Source organism: Pseudomonas sp. NFPP12, from assembly GCF_900103205.1.
In the GTDB taxonomy this organism is placed as follows: domain Bacteria; phylum Pseudomonadota; class Gammaproteobacteria; order Pseudomonadales; family Pseudomonadaceae; genus Aquipseudomonas; species Aquipseudomonas protegens.
In genome coordinates this window covers 21,837-38,449 of the sequence record NZ_FMWW01000005.1, presented here as the reverse complement: position 1 = coordinate 38,449, position 16,613 = coordinate 21,837, and the positions used below count along the sequence as shown (strand labels likewise).

Here is a 16,613-nt window from a genome sequence, read left to right as displayed (position 1 = left end):
GTGAGACTTCAGATGATGCGTTTTCGCTGCCTTCTGCTTATCGGCTGTCTGTGCCTTCCCTTGATAGGCCGTGCGGCCCCGGCGCCCCAGGTGCCGACTGCGCCCTTGAGCCTGGAACAGCGCCAGTGGCTGGCGCAGCACCCCGAGTTGCGGGTTGGGCTGGTGCTGCAGGCGCCGTTCGCCCAGTACGACCGGCGCCTGCAACGGCTGTCCGGGGCCAATGTCGAGTTGATGCAAGCCCTGGCCAAGGCGCTGAACATCGAGCTCAGCTGGCGTAACTTCCCTGACCAGGCACAGCTGGAGCGGGCCCTGCGCGACGGCGAGGTGGACATGGCCCCGGGCCTGGCCCAGACCCCGGCCGGCCTGCGCCTGTGGCTGTTCAGCGACCCCTATATGCGCGTGCCGCAGCTGGTGGTCGGGGAGCGCAAGGGCGCAGGTGCGGTGGAGCTGGAAAAACTCGACAGCCAGGCTCGGGTCGCCGTGCGCATGCCCAGTGCGGTGGCCGATTACCTGCGCCTGACTTACCCCAACCTCAACCTGCAAGGGGTGCCGCTGGAGCGCCAGGCCCTGCAGTTGCTGCTGAGCCAGCAGGCCCGCTACGCGGTGGTGGACGAGGCTCAGCTCAGTCGCCTTTCGGGGGAGGCGGAGTTCGCCGGGCTGGCCGTGGTGGGGGATATCGGCCTGCCGCAATTGCTGCGGGTAGCCACCCGCCGCGATTGGCCGGAACTGGCGAGCATTGTCGAAGCGGCCTTGCATGCGATCCCGGCCAAGGAGCTGGAGCAGCTCCATGGCCGCTGGCTGCAGCCCAAGTACCCGCGGCTTGGCGAGTCCCCCGGGGTCTGGCAGAACCTCAGCCTGCTGTTGGTGATCCTGCTGCTGGCGAGTCTGGCGATCGTCTTCTGGCAGCGCCGCCAGCAGCGCAGCCTGGAGCACCGCCTGCTGGCGGCGCGGGAGGACATCGCCTTGCGTGCCGCCAGCGAGGAAGCCCTGCGCCTGACCCAGTTCTCCATCGATCAGAGCACCGTGGGCATTCTCTGGGTCAATTGGGACAGCCATGTGCGCTACGCCAACCGGGCAGCCGAAGAGATGCTCGGTTACCCGGCGGGCGGAGTGATCGACCGGCCGCTGATCGATTTCGAGCCCAACCTGCATATGGATCGCTGGCTCAACCTGTGGAAGCGGGCCCGGGCCAGCGAGGAGGGCGTACAAAGTTTCGAGACCCAGTGTGTGCGCGCCGATGGCAGCATCCTGCCGGCGGACGTGTCCCTGAGCTTCCTGCGCTTTCGCGACAGCGAATACCTGGTGGTCTATCTCAATGACGTGACCGAGCGCCGTCGCGCGCTGGCGGCCCTGCGCGAAAGCGAGGCGCGTCTGCAGGGGATTGCAGCCAACGTGCCGGGCCTGGTGTTCCGCCTGGAGCGGGCGCCGGTCACCGGGCAGATCGACTTCGCCTATATCAGCGAAGGCAGCGAGACCCTGGTGGGCTACTCGCCAGCAGTGCTGGCCCACCGGGACAAGGGCCTGCGCAGCCTGGTGCACCCGGACGACAAGGCCAGCTATCACCAGACCCAGGACCAGGCCCTGGACACCGACAGCGACTGGTCCTGGCAGGGTCGCATCCTCACTCGCCAGGGGCAGCAGCGCTGGGCCGAGATCAAGGCCATCACCCGGCGCCTGGATGACGGCGCGTTCGTCTGGGACGGCATTGTCTGGGACATCAGCGAAAGCAAGCGCATCGAGCTGGAGCTGGCCAGCTCCCGTGAACAGTTGCGGGAGCTGTCGGCGCACCTGGAAAGCGTGCGCGAAGAGGAAAAGGCTCGCATTGCCCGGGAAGTCCATGACGAACTGGGGCAGATGCTGACTGTGCTCAAGCTGGAAACATCCATGTGTGAACTGGCCTATGCCCAGCTCGACCCGGGCCTGCATGAGCGCCTCAACAGCATGAAGCGCCTGATCGCCCAGCTGTTCCAGCTGGTGCGGGATGTGGCTACCGCCTTGCGGCCGCCGATCCTCGATGCGGGCATCGCCTCGGCCATCGAATGGCAGGCCCGCCGGTTCGAGGCCCGCACCCAGATCCCTTGCCTGGTCCAGGTGCCGGACAACCTGCCACGCTTGAGCGACGCCAAGGCCGTCGGCCTGTTCCGTATCCTCCAGGAGGCCCTGACCAATGTCATGCGCCATGCCCAGGCGCATACTGTGGAACTCACCCTGACCCTGGAAGCACACGAGTTGTGCATGAGCATCAGCGATGACGGCCTGGGCTTCGACACCGCTTCTGCACGTCCGACGTCCTTTGGCCTGGTGGGCATGCGCGAGCGGGTGCTGATCATGGGCGGGAGCCTGTCGCTGCACAGTGAGCGGGGCGAAGGCACCACCCTGAGTGTCCGGGTGCCCCTGGACCAAGAACAATAATGAGGAGACGCGCGTGATCCGTGTACTGGTAGCCGAAGACCACACCATCGTTCGCGAAGGCATCAAGCAACTGATTGGCCTGGCCAAGGACCTGGTCGTGGTGGGCGAGGCGAGCAACGGCGAGCAGTTGCTGGAGACCCTGCGTCAGGTGCCCTGCGAAGTGGTGCTGCTGGATATCTCCATGCCCGGGGTGAACGGCCTGGAGGCCATTCCGCGGATCCGTGCCCTGAGCAATCCGCCGGCGATCCTGGTGCTGTCGATGCACGACGAGGCGCAGATGGCCGCCCGGGCGCTGAAGATCGGCGCTGCCGGCTACGCCACCAAGGACAGTGATCCGTCGCTGCTGCTGACGGCCATTCGCAAGGTGGCATCCGGCGGCCGTTATATCGACCCGGACCTGGCTGACCGCATGGTCTTCGAGGTCGGCCTGACCGATACCCGACCCTTGCATTCGCTGCTTTCCGAGCGTGAATTCTCGGTTTTCGAGCGCCTGGCCCAGGGCGCCAATGTCAACGACATTGCCCAGCAACTGGCCCTGAGCAGCAAGACCATCAGTACCCACAAGGCGCGGCTGATGCAGAAGCTCAACATCACCTCCCTGGCCGAACTGGTGAAATACGCCATGGAACACAAGCTGCTCTGACACCCTCTGCGGTGCTCTCCCTCCCCTTGGGGGAGGGCACTTATCCATTTGCGACATTCCGCGCTTTCAGGCTTTCGCCGTTTCTTGCCGCTTGCCGCTTGCAGCCTGCCGTTTGCCTCCGCCCTTATCCAATCGCGCCATTCTTGTAGGGCAATCCCTACACGCAACCTTCCAGAGGGCTGAGGCGAATCTCTCCTGGCCCCCGATTTGCGCGCTCTGCAGGCTCCTCTAGGCTTGTTCCACAGCCGTCTAAAACAAAAGGTGCGGGTATGAGCGAGGTCGTTTCAAGTGCTGGGGCCAACGATGTTCTGGTCAGCTTTCGTGGTGTGCAGAAGAGCTACGACGGCGAGAACCTGATCGTCAAAGACCTCAACCTGGAAATTCGCAAAGGCGAGTTCCTCACCCTGCTGGGGCCGTCCGGTTCCGGCAAGACCACCAGCCTGATGATGCTGGCCGGTTTCGAAACCCCGACCGCCGGCGAGATCCAGCTGGCCGGGCGCTCGATCAACAATGTGCCGCCGCACAAGCGCGACATCGGCATGGTGTTCCAGAACTACGCGCTGTTCCCCCACATGACCGTGGCCGAGAACCTGGCCTTTCCGCTGTCGGTACGCGGCTTGAGCAAGACCGATATCAGCGAGCGGGTCAAGCGGGTGCTGAGCATGGTCCAGCTCGATGCTTTCGCCCAGCGCTACCCGGCCCAGCTGTCCGGCGGCCAGCAGCAGCGGGTGGCCCTGGCCCGGGCCCTGGTGTTCGAGCCACAGCTGGTGCTGATGGACGAACCCCTTGGGGCCCTCGACAAGCAACTGCGCGAACACATGCAGATGGAGATCAAGCACCTGCACCAGCGCCTGGGCGTGACCGTGGTTTATGTGACCCACGACCAGGGCGAAGCCCTGACCATGTCCGACCGGGTGGCGGTGTTCCACCAGGGCGAGATCCAGCAGATCGCGCCGCCGCGCACTCTCTACGAAGAGCCGAAGAACACCTTCGTCGCCAACTTCATCGGCGAGAACAACCGCCTCAACGGCCGCCTGCACAGCCACAACGGCGAGCGTTGCGTGGTGGAGCTGGGGCGTGGCGAGAAGGTCGAGGCGCTGGCGGTGAATGTCGGCCAGGTCGGCGGCCCGGTGACCCTGTCCATCCGCCCGGAGCGGGTGAGCCTCAACGGTTCCAGCGAAAGCTGCGTCAACCGCTTCTCCGGCCGGGTGGCGGAATTCATCTATCTGGGCGACCACGTCCGGGTGCGCCTGGAAGTCTGCGGCAAGAGCGACTTCTTCGTGAAACAGCCGATTGCCGAGCTCGATCCTGCGCTGGCAGTAGGTGACGTGGTGCCGCTTGGCTGGCAAGTCGAGCACGTTCGCGCGCTCGACCCGCTTCTAGAGGCGAATTGATCGCCCCCCTGCAACACCAACCTGCACGTGGAGAACACAATAAATGTTGAGATCCCTGAAATTCACCGCCCTGGCACTGGGCATGATGGGTGCGGCGCACGCCATGGCGGCGGGCCCGGACCTGACCGTGGTGTCCTTTGGCGGGGCGAACAAGGCGGCCCAGGTCAAGGCCTTCTATGCCCCTTGGGAAGCGGCGGGCAAGGGCAAGATCATCGCCGGCGAATACAACGGCGAGATGGCCAAGATCAAGGCCATGGTCGACACCAAGAGCGTGTCCTGGGACCTGGTAGAAGTGGAGTCCCCGGAACTGTCCCGCGGTTGCGACGAGGACATGTTCGAGCAACTGGACCCGGCGCTGTTCGGTAACAGCGAAGACTACGTCAAGGGCGCGATCCAGCCGTGCGGCGTGGGCTTTTTCGTCTGGTCCACGGTACTGGCCTACAACGCCGACAAGCTGAAAACCGCTCCGAGCAGTTGGGCTGATTTCTGGGACGTCAAGCAGTTCCCGGGCAAGCGCGGCCTGCGCAAGGGCGCCAAGTACACCCTGGAGTTCGCCCTGATGGCCGACGGCGTCGCGCCCAAGGACGTGTACAAGGTCCTGGCCGGCAAGGATGGCCAGGACCGTGCCTTCAAGAAACTCGATGAGCTCAAGCCCTACATTCAGTGGTGGGAAGCCGGCGCCCAGCCGCCGCAGTACCTGGCTTCCGGCGACGTGGTCATGAGCTCGGCCTACAACGGCCGGATCGCCGCGGTGCAGAAGGAAAGCAACCTGAAAGTGGTGTGGAACGGCGGCATCTACGACTTCGACGCCTGGGCCATTCCAAAAGGCCTGGACAAGGCTCGCGCCGAAGCGGCGAAGAAGTTCATCGCCTACTCGGTGCAGCCGCAGCAGCAGAAGACCTATTCGGAGAATATCGCCTACGGCCCGGCCAACACCCAGGCCGTGCCGCTGCTGGCCAAGGACATCCTCAAGGACATGCCGACCACTCCGGAAAACATCGCCAACCAGGTGCAGATAGACGTCAGCTTCTGGGCTGACAACGGTGAGCAACTGGAACAGCGCTTCAACGCCTGGGCTGCCAAGTAACCACCCCCTGCCGTTGTAGGAGCGAGCTTGCTCGCGAAGGCGTCATCAGCATCAACCTTGATGGTGAAGCACAGCCTTCGATGCGCGGCCAAGCCCGCTCCTGCCGCCGGGTGGTTTGTATTCGAAAGATCGATTTGCGGAGTTTGTCATGACCATCACCGTTCCCCTGAACGCGGTCACCGGCCCGACCCTCAAGCAGCGGCTGGCCCGTGCCGAGCGGGTCAACCGCTGGAAGGCCCAGGCGCTGATCGCGCCCCTGGTGCTGTTTCTGCTGCTGGTGTTCCTGGTACCGATCGTGGCGCTGCTGTACAAGAGCGTCGGCAACCCGGAAGTGGTCGGTGGCATGCCGCGCACTGTGGCGGCCGTGAGTGCCTGGGACGGTCGTGGCCTGCCTGCCGAAGGGGCCTACAAGGCGTTGAGCGAAGACCTGGCGGACGCCCGCAAGAATCAGACCCTGGGCGACCTGTCCAAGCGCCTGAACATGGAGTTGGCCGGCTACCGCAGCCTACTGACCAAAACCGCCCGCGCCTTGCCGTTCAAGGCCGAGCCCGAATCCTATAAAGATGCCATGGAAAGCCTGGATGAGCGCTGGGGCGACCCGGCCTACTGGCAGGCGATCCGCCGCAACACCAGCAGCCTGACCCCGTACTACCTGCTGGCGGCGGTGGACCATCGCATCGACGACCTGGGCGAACTGGCGCCGGCCACCCCGGACCAGTCCATCTACCTGGACATCTTCGCCCGCACCTTCTGGATGGGCCTGGTGATCACCGCCATCTGCCTGGCCCTGGCCTATCCCCTGGCGTACCTGCTGGCCAATCTGCCGGCGCGCAAGAGCAATCTGCTGATGATCCTGGTGCTGCTGCCGTTCTGGACTTCGATCCTGGTGCGGGTGGCGGCCTGGATCGTGCTGCTGCAATCGGGTGGCCTGATCAACAGCGCGCTGCTGGCCATGGGGGTGATCGACAAGCCCCTGGAACTGGTGTTCAACCGCACCGGGGTCTACATCTCCATGGTGCACATCCTGCTGCCGTTCATGATCCTGCCGATCTACAGCGTGATGAAAGGCATCTCGCCCACCTACATGCGTGCGGCGATCTCCCTGGGCTGCCATCCGTTCGCCAGCTTCTGGCGGGTGTATTTCCCGCAGACCTACGCCGGGGTCGGCGCTGGTTGCCTGCTGGTGTTCATCCTGGCGATTGGTTACTACATCACCCCGGCATTGCTGGGCAGCCCGAACGACCAGATGGTCAGCTACTTCGTCGCCTTCTATACCAACACCAGCATCAACTGGGGCATGGCCACGGCCCTGGGCGGCCTGCTGTTGCTGGCGACCATCGTGCTCTATCTGATTTACAGCTGGCTGGTGGGCGCAAGCCGCCTGCGCCTGAGCTAAGGAGAGAATCGAAATGCTGAGCCCCTACATGTCGCCCGTCGAACGGGTCTGGTTCTACAGCTTGCGGATTCTCTGCGGCTTGATCCTGTTGTTCCTGGTGTTGCCGGTGCTGGTGATCATTCCGCTGTCGTTCAACTCCGGCAGTTTCCTGGTGTACCCGCTGCAGGGCTTTTCGCTGCACTGGTACCAGGACTTCTTCGCCTCTGCCGAGTGGATGCGCGCGCTGAAGAACAGCGTCATCGTGGCGCCGGCCGCAACCTTGCTGGCCATGGTCTTCGGCACCCTGGCGGCCATCGGCCTGACCCGCGGCGATTTCCCCGGCAAGGCGCTGGTGATGGCCCTGGTGATTTCGCCGATGGTGGTACCGGTGGTGATCATCGGTGTGGCCAGCTACCTGTTCTTCGCCCCGCTGGGCATGGGCAACAGTTTTTTCTCGCTGATCATCGTGCACGCGGTGCTTGGGGTGCCCTTCGTGATCATCACCGTGTCGGCAACCCTGCAGGGCTTCAACCACAACCTGGTGCGGGCCGCGGCCAGCCTGGGCGCCTCGCCGCTGACCACGTTCCGCCGGGTGACCTTGCCGTTGATCGCCCCCGGGGTCATCAGTGGCGCGCTGTTCGCCTTCGCCACCTCGTTCGATGAGGTGGTGGTGACCCTGTTCCTCGCCGGCCCGGAGCAGGCCACCCTGCCGCGGCAGATGTTCAGCGGCATCCGCGAGAACCTCAGCCCGACCATCGCCGCTGCGGCCACGTTGCTGATCGCCTTCTCGGTGATCCTGCTGCTGACCCTGGAATGGCTGCGTGGGCGCAGCGAGAAACTGCGCACGGCTCAGGCCTGAGCCCCTCGGGCGGCCTTGTACTAAGGTCTGGGCCGCCCCGTCCCCTCTGCTTGTCGTTCACCCGTAAACTGCGCGCTTCCCATGCTTACTGTGGAGTCGCGGGTGAACTTCAACGATGCCAGTTTCGAAGAGCTGCTCAATGCGCTGCATGACGGCGTCTACATCACCGATGGCCAGGGCCAGACCCTCAAGGTCAACCAGGCCTACGAGCGCCTCACCGGCCTGAACGGCGCCGAGCTGCTGGGGCGGCCGATGCAGGAACTGGTGAAGAGCGGGGTGATTTCCCAGTCCGCTTCACTACGGGTACTGCAGGACGGTCGGCCGGTGTCGGTGATGCAGAGCCTCAGCCACGGCAAGAAGTTGCTGGTCAGTGCCACGCCGATCCTCGCCGCCGACCAGAGCATTCGCTATGTGGTCAGCACCGTGCGCGATATGACCGAGCTGCTGCGCATCAAGCGCGAGCGCGACGAGTTGCAGCAGCTCAAGCAGCTGCGCACCAGCACTGCGCGGCTGCATGCGGGCCAACGTGACGACCTGTTGCAATCACCGCTGATGGCCGACCAGGAGGTTTCCGGGCGGGTCTTTGCCCAGGCCCGGCAAGTGGCCGACTGCGACGTGAAGGTGCTGCTGCAGGGGGAGACGGGTGTGGGTAAAACCCTGGTGGCGCAATTTATCCACAACGCCAGTGCTCGTGCCCGCGAACCGTTCCTGGCCCTCAACTGCGGGGCGCTGCCGGAGAACCTGATCGAGGCCGAGCTGTTCGGCTATGCCCCGGGTGCCTTCACCGGTGCCGGCAGCAAGGGCAAGCGCGGGCTGCTGGAGCTGGCCCACAACGGTACGCTGTTTCTCGACGAGATCGGCGATCTGCCCCTGGCGGTGCAGGTCAAGCTGCTCAAGGTCATCGAAGAGAACCGCTTCATTCCGGTGGGTGGCCTGGAGCTCAAGGAAGTGGATGTGCGCATCATCAGTGCCACCCATCACGACCTCAAGCAGCGGGTGGCCGAGGGCAAGTTCCGCGCCGACCTGTATTACCGCCTGAATGTGGTGCCCATCGCGATCCCGGCCCTGCGCGAGCGCAGCGAGGAAATCGGCCCCTTGCTGGAGTACTACCTGGAGCACTTCAACCAGCGCTATCAGCGTCAGGTGCAGTGGAGCCTGGAAGCCCTGGAACTGCTAGGCGAGTACGCCTGGCCGGGGAACATCCGCGAGCTGATCAACGTGGTGGAGCGCCTGGTGGTGACCTGCTCCGGCCAGGTGATAGAGGCCCTGGACCTGCCGGAGGACCTGATCGAGCAACAGGCCCGCAACACCGACGACAGCCGCCTGCCGCTGCGCAAAGTGCTGGAGAACGCCGAGCGCCAGGCGATTCGCGCGGCCCTGCAACTGCACAAGACCACCCGCCTGGCCGCCAAGGCGCTGGGGGTGAGCCAGGCCACGGTGGTGCAGAAGATGAAGCGCTGGGAACACTCTGATTAGGATTCTGATCAGAGCTGCCTGCAGCGATCAGCAATTCAATCGCGACGGCCCGGTCATTCCCCTGGATTTCCTTCCAGAGCCTTGTAGATCAAGGCTTTGCGTATCTTGGCACAGCTTTCGCTCTACAGCCTGCGAGCCCATTCGAGAGTGGCCGCCTGACGGCGCTCTTGCCACAACAATTAAACAAGGCCGAGCTGATGAGTATTTCTGCGTTCAAGATTGCCAACAAACTGATTACCGGCCAGGGCGCCATCGAACAGCTGGACGCCGAACTGGCGCGCCTGCAGATCAGCAACCCGCTGATCGTCACCGATGCGATCCTGGTCAAGTCCGGCACCGTCGATCTGGCCCTGGCCCACCTGGGCGGGCGCGCCTACCGGATCTTCGACGAGGTCCAGCCGGAGCCGGAAATCGCCATAGTCCAGGCCTGCACCCAGGCTTACCGGGCCGGTGGCCACGATGGCCTGATCGGCCTGGGCGGCGGCAGCGCCATTGATATCGCCAAGGCGGTGGCGGCGTTCGCCGGCCATGAAGGCGCGCTGGAAGAACTGTTCGGGGTGGATCAGGTGCAGCGCAAGGGGCCGCCGCTGATTGCCATTCCTACTACTGCGGGCACCGGTTCGGAGGTGACCAACGTGGCGATCCTCTCGGACAAGGTGGCCCAGTTAAAAAAGGGCATCGTCAGCGATTACCTGCTGCCGGACGTAGCGCTGGTGAGCCCGGTGATGACCCTGACCTGCCCGCGCAGCGTCACCGCCGCCAGTGGCGTCGACGCGCTGGTGCATGCGGTGGAGTCCTACCTGTCGCTCAACGGTTCGCCGATCACCGACTCCCTGGCCCTGGGCGCGATCCGCCTGATCGTCAGGGCGCTGCCCAAGGCCTACGCCAACCCGGCCAACCTGCAGGCTCGGGAAGACATGGCCACCGCCAGCCTGATGGCCGGCATGGCCTTCGGCAATGCCGGAGTCGGTGCGGTGCATGCCCTGGCCTATCCCCTGGGCGGGCGCTTCAATATCGCCCACGGGGTGAGCAACGCGCTGCTACTGCCCTACGTCATGGCCTGGAACAAGATGGCCTGTGTCGAGCGCTTTCGCGATATCGCCCAGGCCATGGACCTGCCGATCGCCGGGCTCAGTGATGGCCAGGCCGCAGAGCAGGCGGTCCAGGCCATGGCTGCGCTGTGCGCTGCGGTGGACATCCCCACGGGCATGCGCAGCTTCGGTGTGCCCGAGGACGCGATCCCGGCCATGGCCGTGGAAGCGGCGGGTATCCAGCGGCTGATGCGCAACAACCCGCGCCAACTGAGCCCCGGCGATATCGAGCAGATCTACCGGGCTGCCTATTGATCGATCCTTGCCCGTGCCAACTGGCGCGGGCCGCTTTACACCGCCACCAATACCAATAAGACAGGTGCAGTTGATGCCAACGCCTTCCGACACTCGGCACGAAACGCCGTACATCGCCCTTGGCCCGTTCAAGGTGCGTTTGCCCTTTATCCACTACAAATTCGAGCTGCCGGACTACCTGCAAGGCTTGCTGATGTGCGCCGTCGACCTGGCGGCCATTCCACTGATGACCGAGTTCCTCGGCATGCCCTTCGAGATGGCCTTGGCTGTGGTCATGCTCAACGGCTTGTTGTACCTGGCCCACCACCTGCTGGGCGACCCCGTGGTGCCCGGCTGGATCACCCCGGCGGTGCCGCTGCTGATGGCCTATTGCGCGCAGTTTCCCGTGGGCCCGGAGCGTGTCCACGCGTTGATTGCCTTCCAGCTGATGCTCGGGGTGTTCTCCATCGCCCTGGGGGCCACCGGCATGGCGCGTAAGGTGGTGGGCTTCGTGCCCTCGGCGATCAAGTCGGGAATCATTGTCGGCGCCGGGCTCAGTGCGGTGACCGCGGTGTTCCAGGTGGGCGGCAAGTTCGACAGTTTTCCCTGGACCATTTCCATCGCCATCGGCATTGCCTTCTACCTGATCTTTTCCCAGCACTTTGCCCAGCTCAAGCTGCGCAACCGCTTCTGGTGGAACTTCGCCAAGCTGGGCATCCTGCCGATCATCCTGCTGGCGGTAGTACTGGCGCCGCTGTTCGGTGAAGCGCCGTGGCCGACCATCCAGTGGGGCCTGAGCAAGCCGGACTTCATCGGCCTGTGGAACAACTACACGGTGTTCGGCCTGGGCATGCCGCCGCTGTCGATGTTCATCAGCGCGCTGCCGACCATGCTCGCGGTGTACATCATCGTCTTTGGCGACGTGCTCAGCGCCAAGGTGCTGCTGGACGAGGCCGAGCAGATCCGCACCGACGAAAAGGTCGACTACGACCCGGACCGCTCGCACCTGATCTTCGGCGGGCGCAACGCATTCATGAGCATCTTCGGTCCGGACATTGCCATGTGCGGGCCGAAATGGGCGGCGATGCTGGTGGTGGTGATCGAGCGCTTCAAGGGCGGGCCCAAGGCCATGAAGTCGATCTATGGCGGCATGGGTTCGTTCCGCTGGGGCACCAACACCGGCTTGCTGCTGTTGCCGGTAGTGACCCTGGTGCAGCCGATTCTCGGGGTCGCGCTGGCGCTGACCTTGCTGATCCAGGGCTACGTCAGCGTGCGCCTGGGCATTCTCGAGGCCCGTAGCCAGCGTGACCTGGGCATCGCAGGGGTGATCGGTGCAGTGCTGGCGATCAAGGGCGCCAGTTGGGGCTTTGCCATTGGCGTGGTGCTGTGCCTGCTGATCTATGGCAAGAACTTCTTCAAGGGCGAGAACGACCGGACTTTCAGCAAGGACCTGGGCGCCGCGGACGCAACTCCCGTCCCGGGTGCCCAGCCAGGGCCCCAGGCCAAGCCCGCCCGGGCGGTGGAAAGCGAGGTGGCTTGAGCCTTCGCGGGCAACGTGAGCACTGTCGTGATGCCGATCGGGCATCGCGACAGCCCGGTTGCGCAATCCCCAGCTACGCTTGTGCCGGCTCCCACCTTTATATAAGAGGCTGCGCACATGAGTATTTCCTCTTTCAAGATCGCCCATAAATTGCTGACCGGCAGCACCGCCATCGAGCAACTGGCTGCCGAGCTGACCCGCCTGGATGTCGATAACCCGCTGATCGTCACCGATACTGCCCTGCTCAGGTCCGGCACGGTGGAGCTGGCGCTGGCCCACCTGGGGGAGCGCAGTTACGAAGTCTTCGACCGGGTGCAGCCCGATCCGGAAATCGCCATCGTCGAGGACTGCATGCAGGTGTACCGCGAGGGCGGGCATGACGGGCTGATCGGCCTGGGCGGCGGCAGCGCCATCGATATTGCCAAGAGTGTCGGGGCCTATGCCGGCTATCACGGCGCCCTGGAGGACCTGTTCGGCATCGACCAGGTGCCGCGCAAGGGGCCGCCGCTGATCGCCATTCCCACCACCGCAGGCACTGGTTCGGAAGTGACCAATGTGGCGATCCTCTCGGACCGGGTCGCGCAATTGAAGAAAGGCATCATCAGCGACTACCTGCTGCCGGACGTGGCCCTGGTCAGCCCGCAGATGACCCTGACCTGTCCACCGCGTGTCACCGCGGCCAGCGGCGTCGATGCCCTGGCGCATGCCATCGAGGCCTACCTGTCCCTCAATGCTTCCGCGATCACCGACTCCCTGGCCATCGGCGCCATCAAGCTGATCGTCAAGGCTTTACCCAAGGCCTTTGCCAACCCGGCCCACCTGCAGGCCCGGGAGGACATGGCCACTGCCAGCCTGATGGCCGGCATGGCCTTCGGCAATGCCGGGGTCGGTGCGGTGCATGCGATGGCCTATCCCCTGGGCGGACGCTTTCATATGTCTCACGGGGTCAGCAATGCCTTGCTGCTGCCCTATGTCATGACCTGGAACAAGATGGCCTGCGTCGAGCGTATGCAGGATATCGCCGAGGCCATGGGGGTACAGACCGCGCACCTGAGTGCCAGCGAGGCGGCCGACCGGGCAGTGGAGGCCATGGCAGCGTTGTGTGCGGCGGTGGAAATTCCCAGCGGCTTGCGCAGCTTCGGCGTGCCCGAGGATGCGATCCCGGCCATGGCCGTCGAGGCCGCGGGTATCGAGCGCTTGATGCGCAACAACCCGCGCCGGCTGAGCCCCGCCGATATCGAGAAGATCTATCGCGCGGCCTACTGATCATCGCGGTTACGGTGTGCGCTCCAAAGCATGAGGTATACAATGCGCGCCATCGTGATTCTGCTCAAAAAAGGTGCGTCATGCAGCCCTTCGCTATTGCTCCGTCGATTCTCTCCGCCGACTTCGCCCGTCTGGGCGAGGAAGTGGACAATGTCCTGGCCGCCGGCGCCGACATCGTGCATTTCGATGTCATGGACAACCACTATGTGCCGAACCTGACCATCGGCCCGATGGTCTGCGCTGCGCTGCGCAAGTACGGGATCACCGCGCCGATCGATGCACACCTGATGGTCACTCCGGTGGACCGCATCATCGGTGACTTCATCGAAGCGGGCGCCACCTACATCACCTTCCACCCGGAAGCCACGCTGCATGTGGACCGTTCCCTGCAGATGATCCGCGAAGGCGGTTGCAAGGCCGGCCTGGTGTTCAACCCGGCAACTCCGCTGGACGTGCTCAAGTACGTGATGGACAAGGTCGACATGGTGCTGCTGATGAGTGTCAACCCGGGCTTTGGCGGGCAGAAGTTCATTCCGGGCACCCTCGACAAGCTGCGTGAGGCTCGTGCCTTGATCGATGCCTCCGGGCGGGATATCCGCCTGGAAATCGACGGTGGGGTGAACGTGGGCAACATCCGCGAAATCGCTGCCGCAGGCGCCGATACCTTTGTGGCAGGCTCGGCGATCTTCAATGCGCCGAACTATCAGGAAGTCATCGAGAAGATGCGTGCCGAACTGGCGTTGGCGCGACCATGAGCGCCTTTGAGCAGCTGTTCCAGGGGCGCCTGCCACGGCTGGTGATGTTCGACCTGGATGGCACCCTGGTCGATTCGGTACCGGACCTTGCGGCCGCCGTGGATCAGATGCTGCTCAAGCTGGGGCGCAAGCCTGCCGGTGTCGAGGCGGTGCGTGAGTGGGTCGGCAACGGTGCGCCCATGCTGGTGCGCCGGGCCCTGGCCAACAGCCTGGAGGCCCAGGGTGTCGACGATGTCGAGGCCGAGTATGCGCTGGAGCTGTTCAATACCGCCTACGAGGACAGCCACGAGTTGACCGTGGTCTATCCCGGTGCGCGCGAGACTCTCAAGTGGCTGCACAAGCAGGGCGTGGAAATGGCCCTGATTACCAACAAGCCCGAGCGTTTCGTGGCCCCCTTGCTGGACCAGATGAAAATCGGTCGGTATTTCCGCTGGATCATCGGCGGCGATACCCTGCCGCAGAAGAAACCCGACCCGGCGGCGCTGTTCTTTGTGATGAAGATGGCCAGCGTGCCGGCCTCGCAATCACTGTTCGTCGGCGATTCGCGCAGTGACGTGCTGGCAGCCAAGGCGGCGGGGGTCAAGTGCGTCGCCCTGAGCTACGGCTACAACCACGGCCGGCCGATTGCCGAGGAGTCGCCGGCGCTGGTGATCGACAACCTGCGGGCGCTGATCCCCGGTTGCTTAGAACCTGCCGCTGAGATAACGTTGCCCGACGCTGTTCCATCCCATTCTGGAAACTCCATCGTGGTGGTCACTCGCAAACTCTGGATGAAAGTCATCAAGGCCCTGGCCCGCTGGCGTTGGCGCGCCTGATTTTTGTCTGGCCGGCCCCGCCGGCACGTTTGCATACCTGACTGTTAGACCCTCAAGCCACGAGGCACCCCATGATTCGCGAAGAATTCCTGCGTTTGGCCGCAGCCGGTTACAACCGTATCCCGCTGGCCTGCGAAACCCTTGCCGACTTCGACACCCCGCTGTCGATCTACCTGAAACTGGCCGACCAGCCCAACTCCTATCTGCTGGAGTCGGTGCAGGGCGGTGAGAAGTGGGGGCGTTACTCGATCATCGGCCTGCCGTGCCGCACTGTGCTGCGGGTGCACGGCTTCCAGGTCAGCGTGACCCATGATGGCGTGGAGATCGAAAGTCACGAAGTGGCCGACCCGCTGGCCTTCGTCGAGGAATTCAAAGCTCGCTACAACGTCCCGACCATCGCCGGCCTGCCGCGTTTCAACGGTGGCCTGGTGGGCTATTTCGGCTATGACTGCGTGCGTTATGTCGAGCCGCGCCTGGGCCCGTGCCCGAACCCGGATCCGATCGGTGTGCCGGATATCCTGTTGATGGTCTCCGACGCGGTAGTGGTGTTCGACAACCTGGCGGGCAAGGTGCACGCCATCGTGCTGGCCGACCCTGGCCAGGACAACGCCTTCGAAGCCGGCCAGGCACGTTTACAGGAATTGCTGGCGCAACTGCGCCAGCCGATCACTCCGCGTCCGGGCCTGGATTTCAGCAAGCAGCTGGCCGCCGATCCGCTGTTCCGCTCCAGCTTTACCCAGGCTGACTATGAACGGGCCGTGGACACCATCAAGGAATACATCCTGGCCGGTGACTGCATGCAGGTGGTGCCGTCCCAGCGCATGTCCATCGATTTTTCGGCGGCGCCCATCGACCTGTACCGGGCGCTGCGCTGCTTCAACCCGACCCCTTACATGTACTTCTTCAACTTCGGTGATTTCCACGTAGTGGGCAGCTCGCCGGAAGTGCTGGTGCGGGTCGAAGACAACCTGATCACTGTGCGGCCGATCGCCGGTACCCGCCCGCGGGGCGCCTCCGAGGAGGCCGACCTGGCCCTGGAGCAGGACCTGCTGTCGGACGCCAAGGAGATCGCCGAGCACCTGATGCTGATCGACCTGGGACGCAACGACACCGGTCGGGTCTCGGAAATCGGTTCGGTGAAACTCACCGAAAAGATGGTCATCGAGCGCTATTCCAACGTGATGCACATCGTTTCCAACGTCACCGGCCAGCTCAAGGCCGGGCTGACGGCCATGGATGCGCTGCGGGCGATCCTGCCGGCGGGCACTCTGTCCGGCGCACCGAAAATCCGTGCGATGGAAATCATCGACGAGCTGGAACCGGTCAAGCGTGGGATCTATGGCGGCGCCGTGGGTTACTTCGCCTGGAACGGCAACATGGACACCGCCATTGCCATTCGCACGGCGGTGATCAAGAACGGCGAGCTGCATGTACAGGCCGGCGGCGGGATTGTCGCCGACTCGGTGCCGACCCTGGAGTGGGAAGAGACGCTGAACAAGCGTCGCGCAATGTTCCGTGCCGTGGCACTGGCGGAACAGACCCCTGCATCCAAGGCTTGAGGAGTTGCTGTCGTTGATTGGTTTTGTGAGGATCCTGATGTCTATCAGGTCCTCATCAAATCCAGTGCTGTTGTGTATATCAATCGAGCGCGGGAGCGATAAGCGCC

At 64.0% G+C, this 16,613-nt stretch carries 13 protein-coding genes; all 13 read left to right on the top strand.

Annotated features, from left to right (window positions below; genetic code table 11):
• The first annotated feature begins 12 nt into the window (after positions 1–12).
• The 13 genes from BLS75_RS21305 (at position 13) to trpE (ending at position 16,506) form a co-directional block, all read left to right on the top strand.
• Entirely contained in the window at positions 13–2,412 is a 2,400-nt protein-coding gene (locus tag BLS75_RS21305; RefSeq protein WP_072451741.1) for a PAS domain-containing sensor histidine kinase, read from the top strand.
• 13 nt (positions 2,413–2,425) lie between these two features.
• Positions 2,426–3,055: a response regulator gene (locus BLS75_RS21300; protein WP_011063818.1), complete on the top strand. Its 630-nt coding sequence runs from the start codon at positions 2,426–2,428 to the stop codon at positions 3,053–3,055.
• Between the two features lie 269 nt (positions 3,056–3,324).
• Entirely contained in the window at positions 3,325–4,449 is a 1,125-nt protein-coding gene (locus BLS75_RS21295) for an ABC transporter ATP-binding protein (RefSeq protein WP_015637246.1), read from the top strand.
• 43 nt (positions 4,450–4,492) lie between these two features.
• Positions 4,493–5,536, top strand: coding sequence for an ABC transporter substrate-binding protein (locus BLS75_RS21290; protein ID WP_011063816.1), 1,044 nt, complete (start codon positions 4,493–4,495; stop codon positions 5,534–5,536).
• 148 nt (positions 5,537–5,684) lie between these two features.
• Positions 5,685–6,932: an ABC transporter permease gene (locus BLS75_RS21285; protein ID WP_072451740.1), complete on the top strand. Its 1,248-nt coding sequence runs from the start codon at positions 5,685–5,687 to the stop codon at positions 6,930–6,932.
• Between the two features lie 13 nt (positions 6,933–6,945).
• The gene (locus tag BLS75_RS21280; protein WP_011063814.1) at positions 6,946–7,770 is read left to right on the top strand and encodes an ABC transporter permease; all 825 of its coding nucleotides are present in this window, start codon (positions 6,946–6,948) and stop codon (positions 7,768–7,770) included.
• Positions 7,771–7,872: 102 nt separating this feature from the next.
• A complete protein-coding gene (locus BLS75_RS21275) occupies positions 7,873–9,246 on the top strand; it encodes a sigma-54 interaction domain-containing protein (RefSeq protein ID WP_011063813.1) in 1,374 nt (457 codons plus the stop codon).
• A gap of 197 nt (positions 9,247–9,443) precedes the next feature.
• Entirely contained in the window at positions 9,444–10,592 is a 1,149-nt protein-coding gene (locus BLS75_RS21270) for an iron-containing alcohol dehydrogenase (RefSeq protein WP_011063812.1), read from the top strand.
• Positions 10,593–10,665: 73 nt separating this feature from the next.
• On the top strand, positions 10,666–12,111 hold the full coding sequence (locus BLS75_RS21265) for a membrane protein (protein ID WP_011063811.1): 1,446 nt from the start codon (positions 10,666–10,668) through the stop codon (positions 12,109–12,111).
• A 117-nt stretch (positions 12,112–12,228) separates the two neighbouring features.
• Positions 12,229–13,377: an iron-containing alcohol dehydrogenase gene (locus BLS75_RS21260; protein WP_011063810.1), complete on the top strand. Its 1,149-nt coding sequence runs from the start codon at positions 12,229–12,231 to the stop codon at positions 13,375–13,377.
• 80 nt (positions 13,378–13,457) lie between these two features.
• Entirely contained in the window at positions 13,458–14,132 is a 675-nt protein-coding gene (gene rpe / locus BLS75_RS21255) for a ribulose-phosphate 3-epimerase (protein WP_011063809.1), read from the top strand.
• The gene (locus BLS75_RS21250; protein ID WP_011063808.1) at positions 14,129–14,947 is read left to right on the top strand and encodes a phosphoglycolate phosphatase; all 819 of its coding nucleotides are present in this window, start codon (positions 14,129–14,131) and stop codon (positions 14,945–14,947) included. The genes rpe and BLS75_RS21250 overlap by 4 nt, the downstream gene beginning before the upstream one ends.
• Before the next feature lie 71 nt (positions 14,948–15,018).
• Positions 15,019–16,506: an anthranilate synthase component I gene (gene trpE / locus BLS75_RS21245; protein ID WP_011063807.1), complete on the top strand. Its 1,488-nt coding sequence runs from the start codon at positions 15,019–15,021 to the stop codon at positions 16,504–16,506.
• Positions 16,507–16,613 lie beyond the last annotated feature (107 nt).